The organism is Microbacterium sp. NPDC089987 (assembly GCF_044748505.1).
In the GTDB taxonomy this organism is placed as follows: domain Bacteria; phylum Actinomycetota; class Actinomycetes; order Actinomycetales; family Microbacteriaceae; genus Microbacterium.
This window is the reverse complement of record NZ_JBIVGE010000001.1, coordinates 67,593-90,028: the sequence shown is the minus strand read 5'-3', so window position 1 is coordinate 90,028 and position 22,436 is coordinate 67,593. Positions and strand designations below refer to the sequence as shown.

Below are 22,436 nucleotides of genomic sequence, written 5' to 3'. Positions count from 1 at the left end.
TTTCTGTTCAGGGCGTGTTCAGCCGCTCGAGGATCTGCTTCATCTGGTCGATCTCCCGCTGTTGGGACGAGACGATCTGCCCGCAAAGCTCGACGATCTTGGGGTCAGTGATCGTCGATTGCTCGCACACGAGGATCGCCCGCGAGTGGTGGGGGATCATCGAGCGCAGGAACTGGTCGTCGCCTACGAATGCTTCTGCTCGCCCCATGAAGAACGCAACAAGGAAGAGAACGACGAAACCGACGAGCAGGCCGATTTTCAGCACCGTGTTGGGGAACATCTTCCACATCACTGCGATCATGATGATGCCCATCGGGAACACCATCATCAGTGCCATGTAGAGGTTGCTGATGTTGAGGAAGAGGTCACCGAGAACGTTGATCATCGCGAAGGTGAGGAAGTACATCACCACGAAGCTCAATGCGAGCGAGATGGCGAGCTTGAGGTAGCTCGCCATTCCGCCATGCTCTTGTTCGCTGGTCGCGGGTGTGTGCGCCTTGTCGCTCCCGTGCATGTTGTGGCTTGTCACAGCGCCTCCAGCAGTGCGGAGCAGGCCCGTTCACAGCGCCGGCAGGCTTCAGCGCACACGGTACAGTGCTCGTGCATGGTGTGCTTCTCGCACTCGTCGGCGCAACTGGCGCAGGCCTTGCGACAGGCCTCCAACGTCGCCCGGGTGAGGTTGGCGTCATATCCGGTGTGGCGAGACAGGACTCGGGCGGTAGCTTCGCAGAGATCTGCGCAGTCGAGGTTTGTGCGGATGCACTTGGTCAGCTCGGTGACCATGTCCTCACTGAGGCAAGAGTCTGCGCAGGCGGTGCAGGCCTGAGCGCACTCCAGGCACGCGTCGATACAGGCGGCGAGAGCCTGCTGGTCGACGTGCCCGAGGTCGCGGGGATAGGTGCGGAGCATCTCCGCGGTCGCAGTCATGGTGGACTCCTTTCGTAGGAGTGCCTGACGTTACGCCGCACCGGGACCGACCATGAGGGCCTTGAATACCCTCCAGGGGCATGGTAGCCAGCGGCGGCGGTCTGTGGCCTGGTCAGCAGGTGTTCCCGGCTAGCGGCCTCGGATGCGGCGGCGAGCTGTGAACCTTGCGGCGGTGAGGGCGGCCAGCCCGGCCCATAGCAGTAGCTGCGAAATGGCTGTGCCGAAGGCCACGCCGGGGGTGGTCCCTGTGCGTAGCTCCACGTTCTCGACCATGACGCCCTCCACGCCTGCGGGCAGTGACCTGATCGTCGCGCCGTCGGAGCGGATGATCTGGCTTGTTCCGACCGTCGAGATGTTGACGACCGTGCGGCCGGCTTCGATCGCTCGCATTCGGGCGAAGGCGAGCTGTTGCAGGTTCTCGTCGGTGCCGCGGAAGTCCGCGTTGTTGGTCTGGAAGACGAGGACTTGGGCTCCTGCTCGAACGCTCTCTCTGATCATCTCGTCGTAGATGACGTCGAAGCAGATGGCGAGCCCGACCTGGACCCCGTCGATGGAGACCGCAGGTGTGTCAGTGCCGGCGGCGTAGTCCCTCTGCAAGAGTCCCACGAGGTCCGGGGCCAGAGCGTTGTAGAAATCCCTGTCAGGCACGTACTCCCCGAAGGGAACCGGGTTGCGTTTGTCGTAGGTCTGCAGATCTTCGCGTTCAGGTGCCGGGCTGATGCTCGGGTCCCAGACGAAGGAGGTGTTGTAGAGCGCAGATCCATCGGTGGTGGCGGCGTTCGCCAGCAGCGGTGCACCAGCACGCCCGCTGATGCCGGTCAGGTAGCTGGCGAGGTACTCGTTCCGGAAGGGGTCGGCGTCCAAGCCTTCCGGCCAAACCAGCAGGTCAAGGTCCTCTCCGTACAACGGGTCGGTGGCAGCCGCTTGCGCATCGACGATGCCCCACGGCTTGCGCTCATCGAAGTACCCGGACGGGCCGTTGCCCTGGACGGCACCGATCCGCAGCGATCCTGCAGCGGCGGTCGGGAATGCCGGCATCAGCAGCAGTATCGCGACTGCGGACGCCGGAACGGCAACCCACGCAGGCTGCCGCCAGGAACGAGTGCGGGCGCACTCGATGGTTGCGGCCACGGCGAACACCATCAGGAAGCTCAGGCCGCTCACGCCCACCCACGAAGAGATCGCTGCGACCGGGCTCTCAGATTGCGACATTCCCAGCCGCGCCCAGGGCAGCCCGCCGTACGGCCACGTTCCGAGCACGACCTCGCGTCCGGTCCACAGCGCCGCCACCAGCGCAGGCAACAGCACGTGGCGTCCTAGGTGCCGGGGAATCCCTCGAGGCAGCCAGCGGTAGGCCAGGGCGATCGGGATCAATCCGAGCGCGGTCAACAGCCCTTCCAAGGCGCTCAAGGCGATCCAGGGGATCGGACCGAGGTAGCGGGATGTCCAGAACACCAAGAGGGCGTAGAACACGAGCCCGAAGACAGCCCCCACTGCCAGGGAGCCGGCGACACTACGGCCGATCATGGCCAGCAGCACGAGCGCTGTGGCAATGTATGCAGCGGGCCAGACGCCTGCAGCGGGGTAAGCGAGGTCCATCAGGACCCCCGCCGCCGCCGCCGTGATGACTGCCAGCCAGCACGGCATGACCGGGCGTGACCGAACCACCTCACGAGGCTCCTGCCAGCCCGACGCTCCCCCTGCCAGGGACGTGCGGCCGATCAGGCGCAGTCGAGGCGGCGACGGCAGCTTCGCGCTCACACCGCTGGTCATGTGGGTTTTCGGCTGGAGACCACGGCACCCACGATGATGAGGAGCATCGCCATCGGGTAACCGGCAACAAGGTCGATCCACCCTTCGGGTTGCCCCGGCCCGAACGCTTCCAGGTGGCTGAGCCAGTGGATGATGGCGATGAGCGCGCCGATCACCATGACGGCCTGACCCGCTCGAAGGAAACGCCTCCGCAGTCGATAGTTCCGTGCGGGATCAGGATTCTCTCTGGATCGTGTCATCAGGTACTCCTTGTGGTGTGAAGGCGTGCTCCAAATCGACGGGGCGGTACGGCGAGAGCTCGGGATGCGGGTGGCGGCGGGTCTGGATGAGGAACAGGGCCAGGCCTCCTGCAGCGACGAGTATGGCTGTCAGCATGTTCACCTTGAGCCCCCACACTTCGAACTCCGTCGGGTCGATGCGGAATGATTCGAACCAGGCCCGGCCGGTGCCGTAGATCACCAGGTAGAGGCTGATGGCCCTCCCCCATCGAAGAGGGGTCTTTCGCTCGATCGTCAGGATGAGGGCTGCGCCGGCGAGGTTCCAGACCATCTCATACAGGAACAAAGGGTGGAAGAGGGTGTCCGGCGCCATTCCCGGCGGGAAGGCCGGACTGGTCGGGTCGATCTGCAGCCCCCACGGAAGGTCTGTCGGTGTGCCGAAGAGCTCCTGGTTGAAGTAGTTGCCGAACCTGCCGACCGCTTGAGCGATCAATAGCCCGGGGGCCAGCGCATCAGCGAAAGACAGCAACCGCAGCCCCGCCCGGCGGCAGGCGATGAATGCGCCGAGGCTTCCAGCGAGGATGGCGCCGAAGATCGCGAGACCACCCTCCCAGACGAACAGGGTGCGCCACAGATTCGCGCCCGGATAGAAGTAGTCCCCAGGGTGAGTGATGACGTGGTAGACGCGGCCTCCGGCGATGCCTATCGGTACGGCCCAAAGAGCGATGTCGACGACGACTCCTGGTTTCGCTCCTCGCTGACGCAGACGGCGCGCGGTCAACCAGACAGCGAGGATGATGCCCACGATGATGAACAGCGCATAGAACCGGACCGTGAAGGGGCCGAGCTCAATACCGTTGGTGCTGGGGCTCGGGATCGACATTGAGGTCATCCGGGCTTCGCCTGCGAATCGCCCGTGTCGGAGCCGGGAGCCATACCGCTGTGTGCGGCGGCGGCCTGGGCTGCTCGTTCCGCGCGGAGGTCTTTCTCAATTCGTGCGTACGCTGCTCGTTCGTTGCGATCGGCGCGGAGGATCCCCCGCAAGACGAACCAGAACACGGCACTGATCGCGAGAGTCGGGATGATCGACCAGAGGGCGTTGATCCAGAGGTCATCGAGAATCATGCCGCGCCCCTCGAGGTTCCCGGAACACGAGAGCGACACCGATGATCGTGGCGATGACCCCCACCTCGCCACTGAGGATCGTGTACGTCCAGACGGTGCCAGCGCCACCGCGCTGAGCGTCGATGATCAGGTGCATCACGGTCAACGCGGGGCCGATGAACAACAGCGCCCACCCGAGACGCACGAGCCTTCGGTGCCCGCGATTCGCAGGGTGGGGCGTCGATGGGGCATGGTCGTCGGCGTGTGGTGAACATGTCTGGCACACGGGAAGGCGGTTCATCCGAACATGCCCCCGATCAGGCAGTAGCTGGCGATCGTCAGCACGATGACCAGGAGCGTGCCGGCCGTGATGAAGAACGCCGGATTCTTGAGAAGACTTGTGGGACGGTCCATGTGCATCTCCTGACTCGGACTCGTAAGTGGGTTAGCGGGCCGGGGAGAGAATGCGAGCCGAATCGGGGGTGATCTCCACCACGCCGCGATCGTCGACGAGGATGAACCTGTCTTCCCCGATAACGCTGAACGCCTGCGCGGCACCCTGGACGGTATCCAGACTCTGCCAGGCCCCGTCCGGGCCCTGCGACCACACGGAGCCGTCGGTGCCGACACCGGCGAGCGAGCCGTCCGCGGCCGCATCCAGTGTGTAGAGCACCGGCGCTCCCGTGGCCGGGGTGAATGTCCGGCCCTGGTCCGTGCTGACCTGCAGGCCCGCTTCGGTGGCGGCGTAGAGACCGTCATCGGTGGCGGCGAGGTCTGCGGCGGCGAACGAAGCGCCAGGGGTCCAGGTGCGGCCCTCATCCACGCTGATCAGCAGTTCCACCTCGGTCGACGCGAATCCGTAGAGCGTCCCATCGGGGCCTGCGGTGAGGACGTGGAAGTCCGCGCTGCCATTGAGCGCTACAGGTGACCAGGTTTCACCGAAATCGTCGCTGCGAATGATCCCCAGGTTTGGGGCCCCGAGCTCAGCGGACGTTTCCATCCCGGGGTGGCCGGAGGCGAACAAGGTGTCGTCCAGGACCGTGAATCCCATGGCATCGAAGTCGTGACCGCCGATAGGTCCAGCGACTGTCCCGGACGGGGTGAGGGTGAAGATGCCGGTGTGCGTGGCGATGAAGAGGTCCTCGCCTCGCGGGTCTGCAGCGACGCCGTGAATATGGCCGATGGTCGGCGGGACGGCGGCGGGCTCGTCAGCTTGCGCAGTGCAGCCGGTGATGGTGAGTGCGACGCCCGTGATGCAGAGGGCTGTCAGGGAGAGGATGGGGCGATTCATGAGGGGCTCCGTGGGGCGGATGGTCGCCGACGTGGTCAATCTCGGAACACTCGAACGCGTGGGTTCAGCGTCAGGAGAGTGACGGGCGGCTGAGATGAGGTGTGCGCGTCAGGGGCGTGAGAGCGGGGTGGGTCGGTTCGGGCCCGACCCACCCCGCGGTCTCAGAGCTCGCTGAGGAGTGCCTGCATGGTGGAGATCTCGGCCGTCTGGTCGTCGATCACCTGCTGAGCGAGCTCGAGGACATCCGGATTCTTCGCGTCCTCGAGGGCCGTCTCTGCCATGTCGACGGCGCCCTCGTGATGCTTGATCATCTGCTCGAGGAACAGACGGTTGGCCTCGGCAGCGTCTGCGCTCTCCAGCGCGGCCATGTCCTCCTCGGACATCATCCCGTCCATCGAACCGCCCATGGACCCGTGATCCATGTCTTCGGTGGCGTCAGGGTCGTACTCGACGCCCCAATCCTCAAGCCAGCCGCGCATCCGGTCGATCTCGGGGCCCTGGGCCTGTTTGATCTGCTCGGCGAGATCCGCGACGCGCGGATCCAGGCCGTCCTTCGCGAGGACCATGTCCGACATCTCAACGGCTTGCTGGTGATGCGGGATCATCATGGTGACGAACATCTCGTCCGCTTCAGTCGCCGCCGCGTTCGGTGCCTCGGACGACGAGGTTGCCTCTCCGGTGGGGGCGGACGCGTCCGTGCAGCCAGTAAGGACCAGGGCGAGGCTGAGCACGCCTGTGCTCAGCGCAAGGGGGAGCTTCTTCATCATCGTTCCTTCGATTCAGTCTGAGAAAGGGTCGACGCAGCTGCCGCCCGTCCGGGACGGTGCTGCATGTCGGCACGGCGCCGACGTCGACCGCTCAGGTACGACTGATCGAAAGAAGGGTCAGTGACGGGGCGCGGCTCAGTGTGCGCGCGGCGCCCGGCCGGAGCCTGGGGAGGATCGACATCAGGGGAGGCCCGAGTCGGTACGAGAACCCGGGACGCAGAAGCAGCACAAGGCCAGCAAGAAGAGCAAGAACGCATGCGGTGATCATGTCCGCGTGCCCACCCGCGGGGCCGGACATGCAGGCGTCATCGCATACGGCGAGCCCCGACGTGGCGGGGGCCGCCGTCCCATCGCTTTGCGCGTTCCCGGACGAGTGCATGCTGTTCTCGGAAACCGCGTGCGCAGGTGCGGCGGTTCGGTGACCGGCCGCGTCGGCGGTGAAGGTGTGCATGCCCAAGAGCCCGACGATGATTGTCAGAGCAGCCGTCGCGAGCAGGAGCGCTCCACGCAGCGAGATCTGCGGGCGCAAGCCGCGGCGCGCGACATTCATGCTCTACCTCCGTCCGGTGCACACCGTAGCATCCTCCTTTAGCACGCCGCTGGGAACACTTATGCGCCGATGATGCCCTGGCGGAGTGCCTGGATCGCCCGCGTTGCTTTCCAGCCGACAGCGCCCGTCACGCCGCCGGTGGACTCGGCGAACGTCGTGACCAGGCCGCCCTCCGCGGCCGTCTCCGTTCGGGCACGGGTCCCCGGTGCACGAATGCCGACGCCTGTGAGCGAGGAACCGTACATGCTCACCGAGTAGCCGCTGACCGGGCGGTAGGGCCCCGGATCTTCGCCCATGCTCAGATCGTGGAGCATGCTCCGGGCGACGTGAGCACCTTGTGCGACAGCATCGTCCCAGTGGTCAACTCGGACCCGAGTTCCGTCTCCCCACGGATACAACACCGCGCCGCCGGCCGCATACATGCGGGGAAGCGCGTCAGCTCGAAGCGACCTGTCGACGCCGATGCCGGCGGTGCTTCCCGCTGATACCCACCCCGTCGCCGGTGTCGTGCCGTGAGAGGTGACGACGAGGTCGGACTCCCATGTGATGCCGCTGTCGAGGCGCACCTCGACGCCGCCGTTGCTGGCGCGGCGCAGCGAGGTCACCGCCCGTCCACCGTGGAAGGTCGTGTGTTCGCGGTGCAGGTCCCGCAGTCGGGTGGCGATCGGGATGCCGAGCGTCGCCACCAGTGGAAGGTCCGATCGCGCGACCAGGTGCACCTCCGCTCCCGCGGCGACGAAGAAGCTCGCCGCTTCCGTGCCGATCAGACCCGCGCCGAGCACCGTCACGGATCGACCAGCGAAGTCGCCGGCGACATGATCGCGGATGCGCAGTGCGTCGGCAGCACGATGCAACGGGAAGACGCCATTCAATGGCGAATCCGGGGCGGATCGCGGTGCACTCCCAACAGCGAGTAGGCACTGCCGGAAGCCGAGCTCGCGTCCATCCTCCAGCCGCACCGACCGCTCAGCCGGGTCGACTGCAACAGCTCGGCCCGGCACGAGATCCAGGCCTTCCACGTGGCGGATGGGCAACCCCGCCTGCTCTTGGGTGAGCAGGCCGGGGAGGATGCCCTTGTCGACCAGTGTGCGGTTGTACGGCGAACCGGGTTCATCATGCAGCAGGCGAATCGAGCCGGTGAATCCCTCGCGCCGCAGCGTCGAGGCAGCAGAATGCCCGGCAGCTCCTGCTCCGACGATCAGAATGTCCGTCATTCCCGTTTCCCTCTCCCTTGACCGGAATACCCCAGGAGGGTATACAGTTGAGCGTAACAGTACCCCACCGGGGTATTGGGACCGAGGAAGGATCAGCGATGAGCAACACGAGCGAATATCAGGTTTCCGGCATGAGCTGCGGCCACTGCGAGGTCGCCATTCGTGGCGAGGTCGGCCAGCTCGCGGGCGTGACAGGCATCGATGTCAGTGCCCAGAGCGGAAGGCTGGTCGTCACCAGCGAACAGCCTCTGGACGACGCCAAGGTCCTCGCTGCGGTCGAGGAGGCCGGTTATGAGGCGGTTCGGACCCGATGAACACCGCAAGCCGGTTGAGTGCGTACGGCGCGGTTCTGGTTGTGCTGTTCGGTGCCGCCTACGTCGCCGGCGACGCTGTCATTCCTGACGGCACGGTCGCCTCCTGGGCGGGTTCTGGGGCGGCTCCGCATGAGACGCATGGTGCGGCAGACCTCGACGTGAACACAACCGCTGAGAAGGCGAGCATGAACGGACTATCACTGGCCGCATCCGGGTTCCGGCTCGGCGCGCTTCGCGCGCCGACGCAGGCGGGCACCAGCGGACAACTCGCATTCGAGATCTTTGGCCCGGCCGGCGCGCCGGTCACCGAGTATGAAACCGCGCACGGACAGCAGCTGCACCTGATTGTGGTGCGCAGCGACGGGGCCGAGTACCGGCACGTGCATCCCACTCTCGATGCCAGCACCGGCACCTGGTCGATGCCGTGGGTGTGGGACTCGGCGGGAACGTACCGCGTCTACACGGATTTCACTTCTGCCGATGGCACCACCGCCACCCTCTCGCGAACGGTCGATGTCGCCGGAGCAACCACTTCATCACCGCCGACAGAGGTGAGGACGCGTGACTCCGTCGACGGTTTCGATGTGACGGTGTCCGGCGACCTCGTCGGTGGACAAGGCAGCGAGCTGACGCTCGAGGTCACCCGGGACGGTGCGCCGGTAACCGAGCTGCAGCCGTATCTCGGCGCCTTCGGTCACCTGGTCGCGCTGCGTGAGGGCGACCTGGCCTACCTCCACGTGCATGCACACGGTGAGGCACCGAAGCCTGAGGAGACGGCTGGCCCTGGCATCACATTTACGGCTGAAGCGCCCACGGAAGGGCGCTACCTGCTGTACCTCGACTTCCAGGTCGCAGGGCAGGTCCGCACGGCGACATTCGTGCTCGATACCGCACCGCCCAAGCAGGGCAAAGAAGCCGCCACCGGCACCGAATCGGAGACGGCCGACGACGGACACGACGGCCACTGACCAGTCCAGGTCGTCTCACCCTTTGCACGAACTGCCGATAAGGAGATCATCATGACAGGCACGCGGTCCGACACCAGCGTTGAGCTGGAAATCGGTGGCATGACCTGCGCATCGTGCGCGATGCGCATCGAGAAGAAGCTGAACAAGCTCGATGGGGTCAGCGCGACCGTGAACTACGCCACCGAGAAGGCCAAGGTCACCGCGCCCGCAGGTATCGACCCGGCGGTGCTCATCGCCGAAGTAGAGAAGACCGGATACTCCGCAGCGCTCCCCACACCGACCGAACCCTCCTCGAGCGTAGATGAGGAGGAACCTCAGGACAGGGAGCTGGTGAGCCTGCGCAACCGCCTGATCGCCTCGGTCGCGCTCACCGTTCCGGTCGTCGCGATGGCGATGATCCCCGCCCTGCAGTTCACGTACTGGCAGTGGCTGTCGCTCGCACTGGCCGGCCCCGTCATCGTGTGGGCGGCATGGCCGTTCCACAAAGCGGCCTGGACGAATCTGCGCCACGGTGCGGCGACGATGGACACCCTCATCTCCATGGGAACCCTCGCGGCGCTGCTGTGGTCCCTGTATGCGCTGTTCTTCGGCACCGCCGGCGTTCCCGGGATGACGCACCCGTTCGAGTTCACCGTCACCCCGAGCGACGGGGCCGCGAACATCTATCTCGAAGTCGGCGCCGGGGTGACGACGTTCATCCTCGCCGGCCGCTACTTCGAGAAGCGTTCCAAGCGTCAGGCCGGCGCGGCCCTTCGTGCCCTGCTGGAGCTGGGTGCGAAGGATGTCGCCGTTCTGCGCGATGGCGTGGAAACCCGCATACCGACCAGCGAGTTGAAGGCCGGTGACGAGTTCGTCGTGCGCCCCGGCGAGAAGATCGCCACCGACGGCATCATCCTCTCCGGCACCTCTGCCGTGGATGCGTCCATGCTCACCGGCGAGTCCGTGCCGGTCGAGGTCGGCGAAGGCGACGCCGTCACCGGCGCGACCGTGAACGCCGGCGGGCGGCTGGTCGTAAGCGCCACGAGAGTCGGCGCCGACACACAGCTCGCCCAGATGGCGAAACTCGTCGAGGACGCCCAATCCGGCAAGGCCGAAGTTCAGCGACTCGCCGACCGCGTCTCCGGGATCTTCGTCCCGATCGTGATCGCCATCGCCGTGGCAACTCTCGGAGTCTGGCTGGGCGCAGGGTTCCCCACGGCCGCCGCATTCACCGCTGCGGTGGCCGTGCTCATCATCGCCTGCCCCTGCGCACTCGGACTCGCCACCCCGACCGCGCTGCTGGTGGGCACGGGACGCGGCGCGCAGATGGGCATCCTGATCAAGGGACCCGAGGTCCTCGAATCCACCCGCCAGGTCGACACAGTCGTGCTGGACAAGACCGGCACGGTCACCACCGGGAAGATGACGCTCACCGACGTGTACACAGCTGACGGTGTTGACCGTGAGGACGTGCTGCGTCTGGCGGGGGCCCTCGAGGACGCCTCCGAGCACCCCATCGCCCAGGCCATCGCCAAGGCGGCCACCCAAACGGTCGGCCCGCTCCCGACTCCGGAAGACTTTGCGAACATCGAAGGCAAGGGCGTGCAAGGGGTCGTCGATGGGCACGCAGTGCTCGTCGGACGGGAATCGCTCCTCTCGGACTGGTCACAGCATCTCCCCGCCGCCCTCGCCGCGGCGAAAGCGGATGCGGAGCGTCGGGGCAAGACCGCTGTTGCGGTCGGCTGGGACGGGCAGGCCCGCGGGATACTCGTCGTCGCCGACACGGTCAAGCCCACCAGCGCTGAAGCCATCGCCGAGCTCAGACGCCTGGGCCTGACCCCGGTGTTGCTTACCGGCGACAACCGCGCTGTGGCGGAGCAGATCGCCGCTGAGGTCGGAATCACCGAAGTCATCGCCGAAGTGCTGCCCAAGGACAAGGTCGACGTCGTCACCCGCCTGCAGGGAGAGGGGAAGATCGTAGCGATGGTCGGTGATGGCGTCAACGACGCCGCCGCGCTCGCTCAAGCCGACCTCGGGCTCGCGATGGGCACCGGCACTGATGTCGCCATCGAAGCCAGCGACATCACGCTCGTGCGCGGCGACCTGCGCAGCGCAGCGGACGCGATCCGCTTGTCACGTAAGACGTTGGGCACGATCAAGGGAAACCTGTTCTGGGCGTTCGCATACAACGTGGCGGCGATTCCGCTCGCCGCGCTCGGGCTGCTCAACCCGATGCTCGCCGGCGCGGCGATGGCGTTCTCCAGCGTCTTCGTCGTCGGCAACAGCCTCCGCCTGCGCTCGTTCCGCAGCCAGGCGGCGGACCCCTCTCCGACGAAGGCCCGCCAAACGCGGGAAGCCGTGACCACGGCAGTCACCGTCGGAACACACCACTGATAGCGAAAGAGAAACACCATGTCTGAGAACTCCACAGGCTCCTGCTGCAACCACAACCACCACGCCGCCGTCGACGCAGAGGGACGCAAGGACCTCCTCGCCCCGTCCGCAGAAGACCTCGCTGAATGTCCCGTGATGACCGGAAGCACCGTGGTCAAGGCAGACGCCGAAGCCGCCGGCCTGTTCCGCGACTACGAAGGCACCCGCTACTACTTCTGCTGCGCAGCCTGCGGCCCGCTCTTCGACGCCGACCCGGCGAAGTACGCGGCCACCCCGGCGTAAGAGTCCACCGCGGTGGGGCCACGGTGTTTGACTGTGGCCCCACCGTAGGCGAGAGAATCCCGACCAGGAGTCGATCCGCGGGAGCGACGCGGGTTCCACGGCGCGGACCGAAAACCGTAGCGGAATACCCTCCAGGGGTATATCGTTACCCTCATCAGGCCAGACCAGGCCGGGACACCTGATCCGAACGAGGTACGCCAGCAATGACTGATCCGCACGCCCACCATCATCACGGACCCGCCGACGCCACCTCCCACGGCGAAGCGCACACACACGACCACAACATGGCCCACACCGGGCACGCAACACCGGCGGTGACGGATCCACGGTCCGAGGACAGCGGACACGTCGGCGACGCGCACGGTTCCGGCCACATGGATCACAGCGCGCATCAGGGGGCGAAACAGGTCGACCACACTGCCCACACCAGCATGAACCACGCCGAGCATGGGCATGCCGGTCACGCCGATCACGCCGGGATGGACCACTCCGGGCATGGTGACCACGTCGGTCAGTTCCGGCGCCTGTTCTGGGTCATGCTGATCCTCGCCATCCCGACCGTGGCCCTGTCCGGGATGTTCGCGATGATCCTCGGCTACGCCCTTCCTGAGATCCCCGGCCTCACATGGGTGTCCCCGCTGCTGGGCACAGTGATGTACGTCTGGGGTGGGCGTCCCTTCCTCGTCGGTGCCGTCAATGAGCTCCGTGCCCGCAAGCCCGGGATGATGCTCCTCATCGGGCTGGCCATCACGGTCGCGTTCTTCGCCTCCTGGGGCGCGAGCTTGGGTGTGCTCCATCACGAACTCGACTTCTGGTGGGAGCTGGCGCTCCTGATCGTGATCATGCTGCTCGGTCACTGGATCGAGATGCGCTCCCTCGCCCAGACCACTTCCGCACTGGACTCACTGGCCGCTCTCCTGCCCGACGAGGCCGAGCGCATCGAGAACGGGCAGGTCGTCACCGTCTCGCCAGCCGATCTCCTGGTGGGCGATGTCGTCGTGGTCCGCCCCGGAGGAAGCATCCCCGCTGACGGGCGCATCATCGACGGGCGAGCCTCCATGGACGAGTCCATGGTCACCGGAGAATCCCGCACGGTCACCCGATCAACCGGCGACACCGTCACGGCCGGAACAGTCGCCACCGACTCCGGGCTCCGTATCGAGATCACTGCGACCGGCGACGACACCACTCTTGCCGGCATCCAACGTCTCGTGACGGAGGCTCAGAACTCTTCCTCGCGTGCCCAGCGCCTCGCCGATACCGCGGCAGGCTGGTTGTTCTGGTTCGCCCTCGGAGCAGCCGCGATCACCGCCATCGTGTGGACCGTGATCGGTTTCCCCGACGCCGCCGTCATCCGCACCATCACGGTCCTCGTGATCGCCTGCCCCCACGCACTCGGCCTGGCTATCCCGCTCGTCGTGTCGATCGCCACCGAGCGTGCCGCACGTGGCGGAGTGCTCGTCAAGGACAGGCTGGCGCTGGAAAGCATGCGCACCGTCGACACCGTTCTGTTCGACAAGACCGGAACCCTCACCAAGGGAGAGCCGATCGTGAGCGACGTATCGGTGCCTGAGGGTGGTGACCGTGACCACGTGCTCGCCCTCGCCGCAGCCGCGGAAGCTGACAGTGAGCACCCGCTCGCCAAAGCCATCGTCCGCGCTGCAGCCGACAAGAACCTCACGGTTCCCCACAGCCGTGACTTCACCTCCTCTCCCGCTGTCGGAGTCACCGCGACCGTTGAGGGCACAACGATCCGAGTCGGCGGGCCGCACCTGCTCACCGAAGAGAACGCGAGCGAGCTTCCCGTGGCGGGCCGCTGGCGCAAGGACGGCGCCATCATCCTGCACGTCGCGCAGGATGGGCAAGTGATCGGTGCGCTGAAGCTCGCCGACGAGGTGCGTTCTGAGTCCCGCGAAGCCGTCGACGCGCTGCACGCCCTGGGTGTTCAGGTGGTCATGATCACCGGAGACGCCGAAGCGGTGGCGCACACGGTTGCTCAGGACCTCGGAATCGACCGCTACTTCGCTGGTGTCCGCCCCGAAGACAAGGCCGCCAAGGTGCAAGAACTGCAAAAGGAGGGCAGGAAGGTCGCGATGGTCGGTGACGGCGTCAACGACGCCCCCGCCCTCGCCCAAGCGGACGTGGGCCTTGCGATCGGCGCCGGTACCGACGTCGCGATCGCATCCGCCGGCGTGATCCTCGCCAGCGACGATCCCCGCTCCGTGCTGTCCGTCATCGAACTCTCTCGCGCTGCGTATCGGAAGATGAAGCAGAACCTGTGGTGGGCCGCCGGCTACAACCTGATCTCCGTGCCACTGGCAGCGGGAGTACTTGCACCCATCGGATTCGTCCTACCGATGTCCGTCGGCGCGATCCTCATGTCCCTGTCGACCATCGTCGTCGCTTTGAACGCGCAGCTGCTGCGTCGGCTCGACCTCCGGCCCGAGACCACCACACGCGCCATCCTCAACAAGACCTGACTCCTCGGAGGCAACCATGACCGACACCGCCCAAGCAACTGTGTGTGAGCACGGGGAACACGGCTATATCACCGACAAATCTCGCTACCTCGCGCGCCTCAAGCGCATCGAAGGACAGGCCCGCGGCGTACACCGCATGGTCGAAGAGGAGAAATACTGCATCGACATCCTCACGCAGATCTCCGCACTCACCAGCGCTCTACAGAGCGTCGCCGTCGGACTGCTCGAAGACCACCTACGCCACTGTGTCACCGACGCTGTCCGAGCCGACAGTGACATCGAAGGCAAGATCCGCGAGGCTTCAGAAGCGATCGGTCGGCTCGTGCGTTGACACGACCCTGTGTCTCAACTCGTGGCACCCCACCCGCGCGCGACCTTCATACGCGCAGAGGCCCCGCTGTCCGTTGAAGGCTTCCAAGGACAGGGCGCGACCATGGTCTCGGTATCGGCGATGCAGTTTCAGCAATATGGCCCACCTGGCCGGTGATGCCGACGATCCGCAGGTCGCCGCCGTAGAAGCGGCGAGGCTTGTTTCCAGTGGGGCGCTCGAGCTTCGATGAGCAGACGCCGAAAGTAACATGTTGACGCCCGCTGCGGCAGAAGATCAAGCGCTGAGTGGTCGGGAGGCAGTTCACCCGTTGCCATCCCCCTCACCGGACCGGGCTGGAGATCTCCTCCGCGATCACCTTGTCCAACGCGATCGGCGCGAACAGCAGCAGTTACGCGGCCGCGGTCATCGAACGGGTCGGCATTTCGATCCCGAACCTTTGACAGGAGGTGATCAGACCAAGCGCAGCGCTTCGGTGATCTGTGACGCTGTCGGTGCTCCGGCGTAGCCGTTCTCAGTCGCGTAGACGCGGCACGCGAGCGAGTGAACTGGTGCGGTTGGGAAGAGGTCGACCCCGTCGACCAGGATCGTGGGCGAGCCTCCGAACCGAGTGCTTACTGCCTCGGCCTCGGTCCGGATCGTCACCGACTCGATAGGTACGGCCCCGAGTCCGAGAGTGTCCAGCGCAGCGCGCGTGTTGGCTTCGGTGATGTCCGTGTTCGGGCAGCCGACAATGTGCAGCAGTTCAATCATCATGAGTTGCCTTCCGCTCGTGCGCCGCCGACGGTCGTCGGCGTGAGGAGGTGCAGACAGACCAGTCCGACACCGGTGACGACGAAGACGTCGGCCATGTTCCCGACGAAGAGGTTTCCGTAGGCGAGGAAGTCGGTGACGTGCCCCTGCCCGAACGAGGGAGGGTTGAGGAGTCGGTCGACGAGGTTGCCGAGCGCGCCGCCGAGCACCAGGCCCAGGGCCATGCCCCACCGGGCACCGCGCAGCCGCACGGCAAACACGACCACCGTCCCGGCTGCAAGGATGCCGACTACTGTGAAGATCCAGGCGGCCCCGGAGCCGAGCGAGAAAGCGGCTCCGGGATTGTAGACCAGTGACAGGCCGAACAGGTCGCCGATCAGCGGGATCCGTCCTGCAGAAGTCAACTGCGCAACCGCGAGGGCCTTCGACCCCTGGTCCACGGCCAGGGCGAGCACGGCCACGACGAGCGCGAGACCGAGCGCCCTCCTGCGGCTCGCAGCCGACCCGCGGTTCCTCTCGACGACGGCATCCAGCGCGTTCACGAGGCGGTCTTCCTCGTCCGGGCGGCGCGGAGACCGTTGAGGATGACGATGACCTCGGCGATCTCGTGCACCAGCACCACCGCGGCCAGCCCCAGCAGGCCGAACAGGGCGAGCGGGAGCAGGGCGGTGATGATCAGCAGGGACAGGATGATGTTCTGGTTGATGATGTGCCTGCCGCGGCGGGCGTGGTCGAACGCGCGCGGGAGGAGCCGCAGGTCGTGGCCGGTGAACGCGACGTCGGCGGACTCGATCGCGGCGTCGGAACCTGTCGCGCCCATCGCGATTCCGATGTCTGAGGCGGCCAGGGCGGGGGCGTCGTTGATGCCGTCGCCGATCATCGCGACCGAGCCGTGCCTGCCCAGTTCGCTGATTGCGGCGGCCTTGTCCTCGGGACGCAGCTCGGCGCGCACGTCCTCGATCCCGGCCTGCATTGCCAGCGCCCGGGCGGTGCGGGTGTTGTCGCCGGTGAGCATGGTCATCCCGACGTCCTGGGCGGCGAGGGTGCGGACCACCTCGGGGACCTCGGGGCGCAGCTCGTCGCGGACCCCGATCGCCGCGACCGGGACGTCGTCGCGGTGGACGATGACGACGGTCATGCCCTGCTCCTCCAGGCCCGCGACCTGGTCCTTGAGCGTTCCCGCGTCCAGCCAGCGTGGGCTGCCGACGGTGATCCGGGCCCCGTCGAGGGTGCCCTCGATGCCGTGCCCGGCTTGCTCGGTGACGTCCAGGGCGGCGGGGGCTCCGGGGGCGGCGGCGGTGATCGCGGCGGCCAGCGGGTGGGTGCTGTGCTGCTCCAGCGACGCTGCCCATGCCAGGGCCTGCGCCTCGCCCACCCCGTCGGCGGTGAGGACGGTGGTGACGGCGGGCTCGTTGCGGGTGAGGGTGCCGGTTTTGTCGACGGCGACGTGGCGGATCACGCCGAAGCGCTCGAAGACCGCGCCGGATTTGATGATCACGCCGAACTTGCTCGCCGAGCCGATTGCGGCGACGACGGTGAGCGGGACGGAGATCGCCAGCGCGCACGGCGACGCGGCGACGAGCACCACGAGGGCGCGGGTGATCCACAGCTCCGGGTCGCCCAGCAGCGAGCCGATGACCGCGACGAGGGCGGCGAGGATCAGCACGCCGGGCACGAGCGGGCGGGCGATGCGGTCGGCCAGGCGGGCGCGGTCGCCCTTCTCGGTCTGCGCCTGCTCGACCAGCTCCACGATCGTGGTCAGCGAGTTGTCCGTGCCCGCCGCGGTCGTCTCGACCTCCAGGGCACCGGCGGTGTTGATCGCCCCGGCCGACACCGCGTCGCCGGGCTCGACCTCCACCGGGATCGACTCGCCGGTGATCGCCGAGGTGTCCAGGCTCGACCGGCCCGCATGCACGATGCCGTCGGTCGCGATCCGCTCCCCGGGACGCACCAGCATGAGCTGCCCGACCTGGAGGTCCTTCGCGGCGACCTCCACGGACGCGCTGTCCTGCCGGATGGTCGCGGTCTCCGGGACGAGCTTGAGCAGCGCCCGCAGCCCGCCGCGGGCGCGATCCATGGCCTTGTCCTCCAGCGCTTCGGCGATGGAGTACAGGAACGCCAACGCGGCGGCCTCCTCGACGTAGCCGAGGATGACCGCGCCGACCGCGCTGATCGTCATCAGCAACCCGATGCCCAGCTTGCCCTTGAACAGCTTGCGGACCGCGCCCGGGGTGAACGTCGACGCGCCCAGCAGCAGGCCGATCCAGAACGCCACCAGCGCCGGGATCTCCGCGCCCGTCCATTCCAGGACCAGGCCCGTGCCCAAGGCGACGCCGGAGAACACCGGGACCATGATCCCGCGGTCCCGCCACCACGGACGCTCCCGCTCCTCCTCGGCCTCCTCGCCGACCCGGGTCTCCGGCTCGTCGCAGCCGCACGCCGCGCTCACGCGCCCGCTCCCGTCCCGCAGCAACCCGGCACCGTGCACTCGTCGTCCACGCACGGCGCGTGCTCGTCCACCGCCAGCGTCACGTCCACGAGCGCCGTGAGCGCCGCCGCGAGGTGCGGGTCGGCGATCTCGTAGCGCGTCTGCCGCCCCTCCGGCTCGGCGACCACAATCCCGCAGTCGCGCAGGCACGTCAGGTGGTTCGACACGTTGGAGCGCGTCAGCTCCAGTTCACGCGAAAGCACGGCCGGGTAGCTCGGCCCGTTCAGCAGGGTCATCAGGATCCGGGAGCGCGTCGGGTCCGCCATGGCCCGGCCCAGCCGGTTCATGACGTCGAGGCGAGAAGCAATAGTCAGCATGCACTGAACTATACAGCGTTCACTGACCTAATGCGGTCTATGGCAACTGGTTGCATCGGATTGTGTGACTACCCACGGACGCTAGCTCGAGCAAATGTGACCTACGCCCCCTCCCCCCGGGGCGCTAGATCGGCGTCGCGAACAAGGCGAGCGCGACACCCTGCTGGCGCAAACGGCGAGGGAGAGTCGAACTCGAAGTGATCAACCCGGCCTCGATTGTGCGCAGCGAGTCAGTCGGGGACGCGGTGACCGCCAGTAAGCCCCCGGTCAACCCAGCTTCTCAGTCTGTCGGCGGAAGAAATGCTCCGCGGGGATTATTCGCCCGCCCATCTGAGTCAGATCAGCTCGTCAACCAGCTTCTCGATGCGTGCGCGGATCTCGTCGCGGATGGGACGCACGGCGTCGATGCTCTGTCCTGCGGGGTCGTCGAGCTTCCAGTCCTCGTAGCGCTTTCCGGGGAAGAACGGGCAGGCGTCGCCGCATCCCATCGTGATGACGACGTCGGAGGCCTGCACCGCCTCGGTGGTCAGGATCTTGGGCTGCTCGGTGGTGATGTCGATGCCGAGCTCACCCATGGCCTCGGCGGCGATGGGGTTGATCTGGTCAGCGGGCATGGATCCTGCGGAGCGGACCTCGATGCGGTCGCCGGCGATGTCGCGGAGGAATCCCGCGGCCATCTGCGAGCGGCCGGCGTTGTGCACGCAGACGAAGAGGACGGAGGGCTTGGCGGATGTGTCGGTCATGAGGGCTCCTGCGGGTGCGGTCAGTGGGTGAGCTGGTCGATGAGGGCGCGGACGCGGTCTTCGATGTCGTCGCGGATGGCTTCGACGCCTTCGCGGGAGGCGAGGGCGGGGTCGCCGACGGCCCAGTCGTCGTAGCGGACGCCGGGGATGATCGGGCAGACGTCGCCACAGCCCATCGTGATCACCACGTCAGCGGCACGGACCGCGTCGTCGGTGAGGGGCTTGGGGAACCGCTCGCCCGCGGCATCGCCTTCGATCTCTGCGAGGATCGAGCGCACGTGAGGGTGAATGACCTCGGCGGGGCTGGATCCGGCGGAGCGGGCGATGACCTTGCCGCCGGCGATCTGGTTGACGAGAGCTGCTGCCATCTGGGAGCGTCCGGCGTTGGCGACGCAGACGAACAGCACCTGCGGCACCGACTGGTCGCGGTCACGGGTGAGGTCAGCGAGCCGCTGACGAGCGAACCGTTCGGTGAGCGGGACGAGGGCGCCGGTGACCTTGGCCGTGCGGGCGAGCGAGGTGTAGGACTCACGAACGATGCTCAGCACCGTCTCCGGGGCGAGTTCGGGGACCTCGGCTGCGAGTTCGTCGGCGAGGTGGGTGATCCGGATGTCGAAGTCGGGGCGACTGTCGCGGTCTTCGCTGTCGCCATCCACGCCAGGCGCGGTCATGGTCGCCGGCGCGAAGGAGTCCAGTAGCGCGGTGACGGCGCCGCGGCGGCCCGGGTTGATGCGGTACCAGACCCACGTCCCGCGGCGTTCGGAGGTGAGCACGTCGACGTCTTTGAGCACCTTCAGGTGGTGGGAGACGGTGGGCTGGGACACGTCGGCGAGCTCGGCGAGGTCGCAGACGCAGGACTCGCCGCGCGGGTCGGAGGCGATGGCAGAGAGCATGCGCAGGCGCAGCGGGTCGGAGAGGGCCTTCAGGGTCGCGGCGACAGCGGATGCCGCCTCTTGGCCGATGGCGTGCGTGGCGACGGGGCTGCAGGCGTCCGCGGCGTCCGCGATGGTGACGTTCATGAGGTGATCCTCTCGCCGGTGTACGGATCGGCGTGGAACCAGGCGCGTGCCGCCCACAGGGAGACGTAGACGAGCCCGACGAGGACGGGGACTTCGATGAGGGGGCCGACCACGCCGGCGAGGGCCTGGCCGGAGGCGGCGCCGAAGGTGCCGATGGCGACCGCGATGGCGAGCTCGAAGTTGTTGCCAGCGGCCGTGAACGCCAGCGATGTGGAGCGGGCGTAGTTCAGCCGCAAGACCTTGCCGAGCAGGAGACCTGCGAACCACATCAGCCCGAAGTAGGCCAGCAGCGGCAGCGCGATCCGGGCGACATCCAGGGGCTTGGCCAGGACCGCGTCGCCCTGCAGCGCGAACAGCAGCACGATGGTGAACAGCAGCCCGTACAGCGCCCACGGGCTGATCACGGGGAGGAACTTCTGCTCATACCAGTCCCGCCCGCGGCGCTTCTCGCCGATGTATCGGGACGCGAACCCGGCGACGAGCGGAACGCCCAGGAAGACCAGCACGTTGAGGGCGATCTGCCAGACCGAGATCTCGACCCCCTGGGTATCCAGGCCCAGCCAGCCGGGAAGCACCGTGAGGTAGAACCAGCCCAGCAGCGAGAACGCGACGACCTGGAACACCGAGTTGATGGCGACGAGCACGGCGGTGGCCTCGCGGTCGCCGCAGGCGAGGTCGTTCCAGATGACGACCATGGCGATGCAGCGTGCGAGGCCGACGATGATCAGCCCGGTGCGGTACTCGGGCAGGTCCGGGAGGAAGATCCACGCGAGCGCGAACATCAGCGCGGGGCCGACCAGCCAGTTCAGCACCAGCGAGGAGACCAGCAGCTTCTTGTCTCCGGTGACGGCGGCGACCTTGTCGTAGCGGACCTTCGCGAGCACCGGGTACATCATCACCAACAGCCCGAGCCCGATGGGCACCGAGATGCCGCCGACCTCCATGGCGGACAGCGCATCGGAGAGCGCGGGCACGAACCGGCCGAGGAGGAGCCCGGCGACCATGGCGAGCCCGATCCACAACGGCAGCCACTTGTCGAGCGTGGACAGACGCCGGACGGCCACGGGAGCAGAAGATGCGGTTGCGGTACTCATGAGATCAGGGCCTCGATTTTCTCGGCGATGACGGGCTTCGGGTGCGCGCCGATGAGGATGTCCGTGCGGGCACCGTCACGGTAGAACCCGAGCGTCGGGATTGAGGTCACGCCGGCGGCAGTGACCGTCTCGGGGTTCTGGTCGGCGTCGACCTTGACGATCTTCACCCGCCCGTCGTACTCGGCCGCCAGCTGCTCGAGCAGCGGAGCGACCTGGCGGCACGGCCCGCACCAGGTGGCCCAGATGTCCACCACGACGGGGATGTCGGAGCCGAGGACCTCGTCGTGGAATGTGGCGTCGGTGACAGCCGTGAGCGTGCTCATGCGAAGACCTCCTCAGTCTCGGTCAAGGCGTCAGTCTGGGGCAGAGGCGCAGCGTCTTCCTCGAGGGCGGAGAGGAAGTGCTGGGCGTCCTGGGCGGCAGCGCAGCCGGTACCCGCGGCGGTGATCGCCTGCCGGTAGGTGTGGTCCACCAGGTCTCCGGCCGCGAAGACGCCGGGGAGGTTGGTCCGCGTCGAGGGATGATCCACCAGAACGAAACCGGCCGCGTCGGTGTCGACGATTCCGGTGACGAGCTCGGAGCGCGGATCGTGGCCGATGGCGACGAAGAGCCCGGACGCAGGCATCTCCCACTCGACACCGGTGACGGTGTCGAGAAGGGTCACGGACTCGAGCTTCGCGGTCCCGTTGAGGCGTGCGACCTCGCTGTTCCACGCGACCTCGATCTTCGGGTGGTCGAGCACGCGTTGCGCCATGATCTTCGAAGCCCGGAACTCACTGCGGCGGTGCACGACGGTCACCTTCGATGCGAAGCGGGTGAGGAACAGGGCTTCCTCCATCGCGGAGTCGCCCCCGCCGACGACGACGATCTCCTGCTCGCGGAAGAAGAAACCATCGCACGTGGCACACCAGGAAACCCCGCGACCGGTCAGGCGCTCTTCGTCCGGGAGGCTGAGCTTGCGATAGGCGGAGCCCATGGCCAGGATCACCGCCCTGGCACGGAACGTCTCTCCAGCGCCGGTCTCGATGGTCTTGACCGGACCGTCCAGGTCCACGCGGACCGCGTCGTCGAGGAGGATGCGGGCGCCGAACCGCTCGGCCTGCTGGCGCATCGACTCCATCAGCTCCGGACCCTGCACTCCGTCGATGAAGCCGGGGAAGTTCTCCACCTCCGTCGTCGTCATCAGAGCGCCACCCGCCGTCACAGAACCAGCGATCACCACCGGGGCAAGCCCCGCACGAGCGGCATAGACCGCGGCGGTGTAACCCGCAGGGCCCGATCCAATGATGACCAGCTCAACCTCTTGATTCGACATGCTTCTATATTGACATTCTTCAAAGTAACGCGCAATCGGAGGTGAGGCAGTTCACCGACTCTTCACCTGGGCACGCGACGAGGGCGGCCTCCATCAGGAAGCCGCCCCCTCGGGAATC

At 66.9% G+C, this 22,436-nt stretch carries 25 protein-coding genes; 6 read left to right on the top strand and 19 right to left on the bottom strand.

Features of this window, described 5'->3' with window-relative positions; genetic code table 11:
* Nucleotides 1-7 precede the first annotated feature (7 nt).
* The 10 genes from ACIPV2_RS00450 to ACIPV2_RS00405 all read right to left on the bottom strand — a co-directional run bounded on the left by ACIPV2_RS00450 (nucleotide 8) and on the right by ACIPV2_RS00405 (nucleotide 7,844).
* The gene (locus ACIPV2_RS00450) at nucleotides 8-457 is read right to left on the bottom strand and encodes a DUF305 domain-containing protein (protein WP_400836992.1); all 450 of its coding nucleotides are present in this window, start codon (nucleotides 455-457) and stop codon (nucleotides 8-10) included.
* Between the two features lie 68 nt (nucleotides 458-525).
* Nucleotides 526-927 carry a four-helix bundle copper-binding protein gene (locus ACIPV2_RS00445; RefSeq protein ID WP_400836989.1) on the bottom strand — a complete coding sequence of 134 codons (402 nt, stop codon included), beginning with the start codon at nucleotides 925-927 and terminating at the stop codon, nucleotides 526-528.
* Between the two features lie 129 nt (nucleotides 928-1,056).
* Nucleotides 1,057-2,574 carry an apolipoprotein N-acyltransferase gene (gene lnt, locus ACIPV2_RS00440; RefSeq protein WP_400839870.1) on the bottom strand — a complete coding sequence of 506 codons (1,518 nt, stop codon included), beginning with the start codon at nucleotides 2,572-2,574 and terminating at the stop codon, nucleotides 1,057-1,059.
* A 122-nt stretch (nucleotides 2,575-2,696) separates the two neighbouring features.
* A complete protein-coding gene (locus tag ACIPV2_RS00435) occupies nucleotides 2,697-2,939 on the bottom strand; it encodes a hypothetical protein (RefSeq protein WP_400836986.1) in 243 nt (80 codons plus the stop codon).
* On the bottom strand, nucleotides 2,914-3,801 hold the full coding sequence (gene lgt / locus ACIPV2_RS00430) for a prolipoprotein diacylglyceryl transferase (RefSeq protein WP_400836983.1): 888 nt from the start codon (nucleotides 3,799-3,801) through the stop codon (nucleotides 2,914-2,916). The genes ACIPV2_RS00435 and lgt overlap by 26 nt, the downstream gene beginning before the upstream one ends.
* A 5-nt stretch (nucleotides 3,802-3,806) precedes the next feature.
* The gene (locus tag ACIPV2_RS00425; protein WP_400836980.1) at nucleotides 3,807-4,043 is read right to left on the bottom strand and encodes a hypothetical protein; all 237 of its coding nucleotides are present in this window, start codon (nucleotides 4,041-4,043) and stop codon (nucleotides 3,807-3,809) included.
* Nucleotides 4,044-4,467: 424 nt separating this feature from the next.
* A complete protein-coding gene (locus ACIPV2_RS00420; protein WP_400836977.1) occupies nucleotides 4,468-5,313 on the bottom strand; it encodes a F510_1955 family glycosylhydrolase in 846 nt (281 codons plus the stop codon).
* A 161-nt stretch (nucleotides 5,314-5,474) separates the two neighbouring features.
* Nucleotides 5,475-6,077 carry a DUF305 domain-containing protein gene (locus ACIPV2_RS00415; protein WP_400836974.1) on the bottom strand — a complete coding sequence of 201 codons (603 nt, stop codon included), beginning with the start codon at nucleotides 6,075-6,077 and terminating at the stop codon, nucleotides 5,475-5,477.
* A 94-nt stretch (nucleotides 6,078-6,171) separates the two neighbouring features.
* Nucleotides 6,172-6,630, bottom strand: a complete 459-nt coding sequence (locus tag ACIPV2_RS00410; protein ID WP_330171164.1) for a DUF6153 family protein — start codon at nucleotides 6,628-6,630, stop codon at nucleotides 6,172-6,174.
* Between the two features lie 59 nt (nucleotides 6,631-6,689).
* The gene (locus tag ACIPV2_RS00405) at nucleotides 6,690-7,844 is read right to left on the bottom strand and encodes an FAD-dependent oxidoreductase (RefSeq protein WP_400836970.1); all 1,155 of its coding nucleotides are present in this window, start codon (nucleotides 7,842-7,844) and stop codon (nucleotides 6,690-6,692) included.
* Between the two features lie 98 nt (nucleotides 7,845-7,942).
* Here ACIPV2_RS00405 and ACIPV2_RS00400 point away from each other — a divergent pair, with 98 nt between their 5' ends.
* From ACIPV2_RS00400 to ACIPV2_RS00375, 6 genes are all read left to right on the top strand, one after another.
* Nucleotides 7,943-8,158 (top strand): heavy-metal-associated domain-containing protein, encoded by a 216-nt coding sequence (locus ACIPV2_RS00400; RefSeq protein ID WP_400836967.1) that lies wholly within the window; start codon nucleotides 7,943-7,945, stop codon nucleotides 8,156-8,158.
* Between the two features lie 185 nt (nucleotides 8,159-8,343).
* Nucleotides 8,344-9,126: a hypothetical protein gene (locus ACIPV2_RS00395; protein WP_400836964.1), complete on the top strand. Its 783-nt coding sequence runs from the start codon at nucleotides 8,344-8,346 to the stop codon at nucleotides 9,124-9,126.
* A 51-nt stretch (nucleotides 9,127-9,177) separates the two neighbouring features.
* Complete coding sequence (locus tag ACIPV2_RS00390) at nucleotides 9,178-11,499, top strand: heavy metal translocating P-type ATPase (RefSeq protein ID WP_400836961.1); 2,322 nt, start codon at nucleotides 9,178-9,180, stop codon at nucleotides 11,497-11,499.
* A gap of 18 nt (nucleotides 11,500-11,517) precedes the next feature.
* Nucleotides 11,518-11,781, top strand: coding sequence for a YHS domain-containing protein (locus ACIPV2_RS00385; protein WP_400836959.1), 264 nt, complete (start codon nucleotides 11,518-11,520; stop codon nucleotides 11,779-11,781).
* A 203-nt stretch (nucleotides 11,782-11,984) separates the two neighbouring features.
* A complete protein-coding gene (locus tag ACIPV2_RS00380) occupies nucleotides 11,985-14,261 on the top strand; it encodes a heavy metal translocating P-type ATPase (protein WP_400836956.1) in 2,277 nt (758 codons plus the stop codon).
* Nucleotides 14,262-14,277: 16 nt separating this feature from the next.
* Nucleotides 14,278-14,592: a metal-sensitive transcriptional regulator gene (locus ACIPV2_RS00375; RefSeq protein WP_400836954.1), complete on the top strand. Its 315-nt coding sequence runs from the start codon at nucleotides 14,278-14,280 to the stop codon at nucleotides 14,590-14,592.
* 450 nt (nucleotides 14,593-15,042) lie between these two features.
* On the opposite strand, the gene ACIPV2_RS00370 is transcribed toward ACIPV2_RS00375, so the two are convergent.
* The 9 genes from ACIPV2_RS00370 to trxB form a co-directional block, all read right to left on the bottom strand.
* Nucleotides 15,043-15,345 carry a hypothetical protein gene (locus ACIPV2_RS00370; protein WP_400836951.1) on the bottom strand — a complete coding sequence of 101 codons (303 nt, stop codon included), beginning with the start codon at nucleotides 15,343-15,345 and terminating at the stop codon, nucleotides 15,043-15,045.
* Nucleotides 15,342-15,884: a signal peptidase II gene (gene lspA, locus ACIPV2_RS00365; protein ID WP_400836948.1), complete on the bottom strand. Its 543-nt coding sequence runs from the start codon at nucleotides 15,882-15,884 to the stop codon at nucleotides 15,342-15,344. The genes ACIPV2_RS00370 and lspA overlap by 4 nt, the downstream gene beginning before the upstream one ends.
* A complete protein-coding gene (locus ACIPV2_RS00360; RefSeq protein WP_400836945.1) occupies nucleotides 15,881-17,791 on the bottom strand; it encodes a heavy metal translocating P-type ATPase in 1,911 nt (636 codons plus the stop codon). Before ACIPV2_RS00360 ends, lspA begins: the two co-directional genes overlap by 4 nt.
* On the bottom strand, nucleotides 17,788-18,147 hold the full coding sequence (locus ACIPV2_RS00355; protein WP_400836942.1) for an ArsR/SmtB family transcription factor: 360 nt from the start codon (nucleotides 18,145-18,147) through the stop codon (nucleotides 17,788-17,790). Before ACIPV2_RS00355 ends, ACIPV2_RS00360 begins: the two co-directional genes overlap by 4 nt.
* 335 nt (nucleotides 18,148-18,482) lie before the next feature.
* Nucleotides 18,483-18,890, bottom strand: coding sequence for an arsenate reductase ArsC (locus ACIPV2_RS00350; protein ID WP_400836939.1), 408 nt, complete (start codon nucleotides 18,888-18,890; stop codon nucleotides 18,483-18,485).
* Nucleotides 18,891-18,910: 20 nt separating this feature from the next.
* The gene (locus ACIPV2_RS00345; RefSeq protein WP_400836936.1) at nucleotides 18,911-19,909 is read right to left on the bottom strand and encodes a metalloregulator ArsR/SmtB family transcription factor; all 999 of its coding nucleotides are present in this window, start codon (nucleotides 19,907-19,909) and stop codon (nucleotides 18,911-18,913) included.
* Complete coding sequence (arsB, locus tag ACIPV2_RS00340) at nucleotides 19,906-21,003, bottom strand: ACR3 family arsenite efflux transporter (protein WP_400836933.1); 1,098 nt, start codon at nucleotides 21,001-21,003, stop codon at nucleotides 19,906-19,908. The genes ACIPV2_RS00345 and arsB overlap by 4 nt, the downstream gene beginning before the upstream one ends.
* Nucleotides 21,000-21,326 carry a thioredoxin gene (trxA, locus tag ACIPV2_RS00335; protein ID WP_400836930.1) on the bottom strand — a complete coding sequence of 109 codons (327 nt, stop codon included), beginning with the start codon at nucleotides 21,324-21,326 and terminating at the stop codon, nucleotides 21,000-21,002. Before trxA ends, arsB begins: the two co-directional genes overlap by 4 nt.
* Entirely contained in the window at nucleotides 21,323-22,318 is a 996-nt protein-coding gene (trxB, locus tag ACIPV2_RS00330) for a thioredoxin-disulfide reductase (RefSeq protein WP_400836927.1), read from the bottom strand. The genes trxA and trxB overlap by 4 nt, the downstream gene beginning before the upstream one ends.
* Nucleotides 22,319-22,436: the final 118 nt, after the last annotated feature.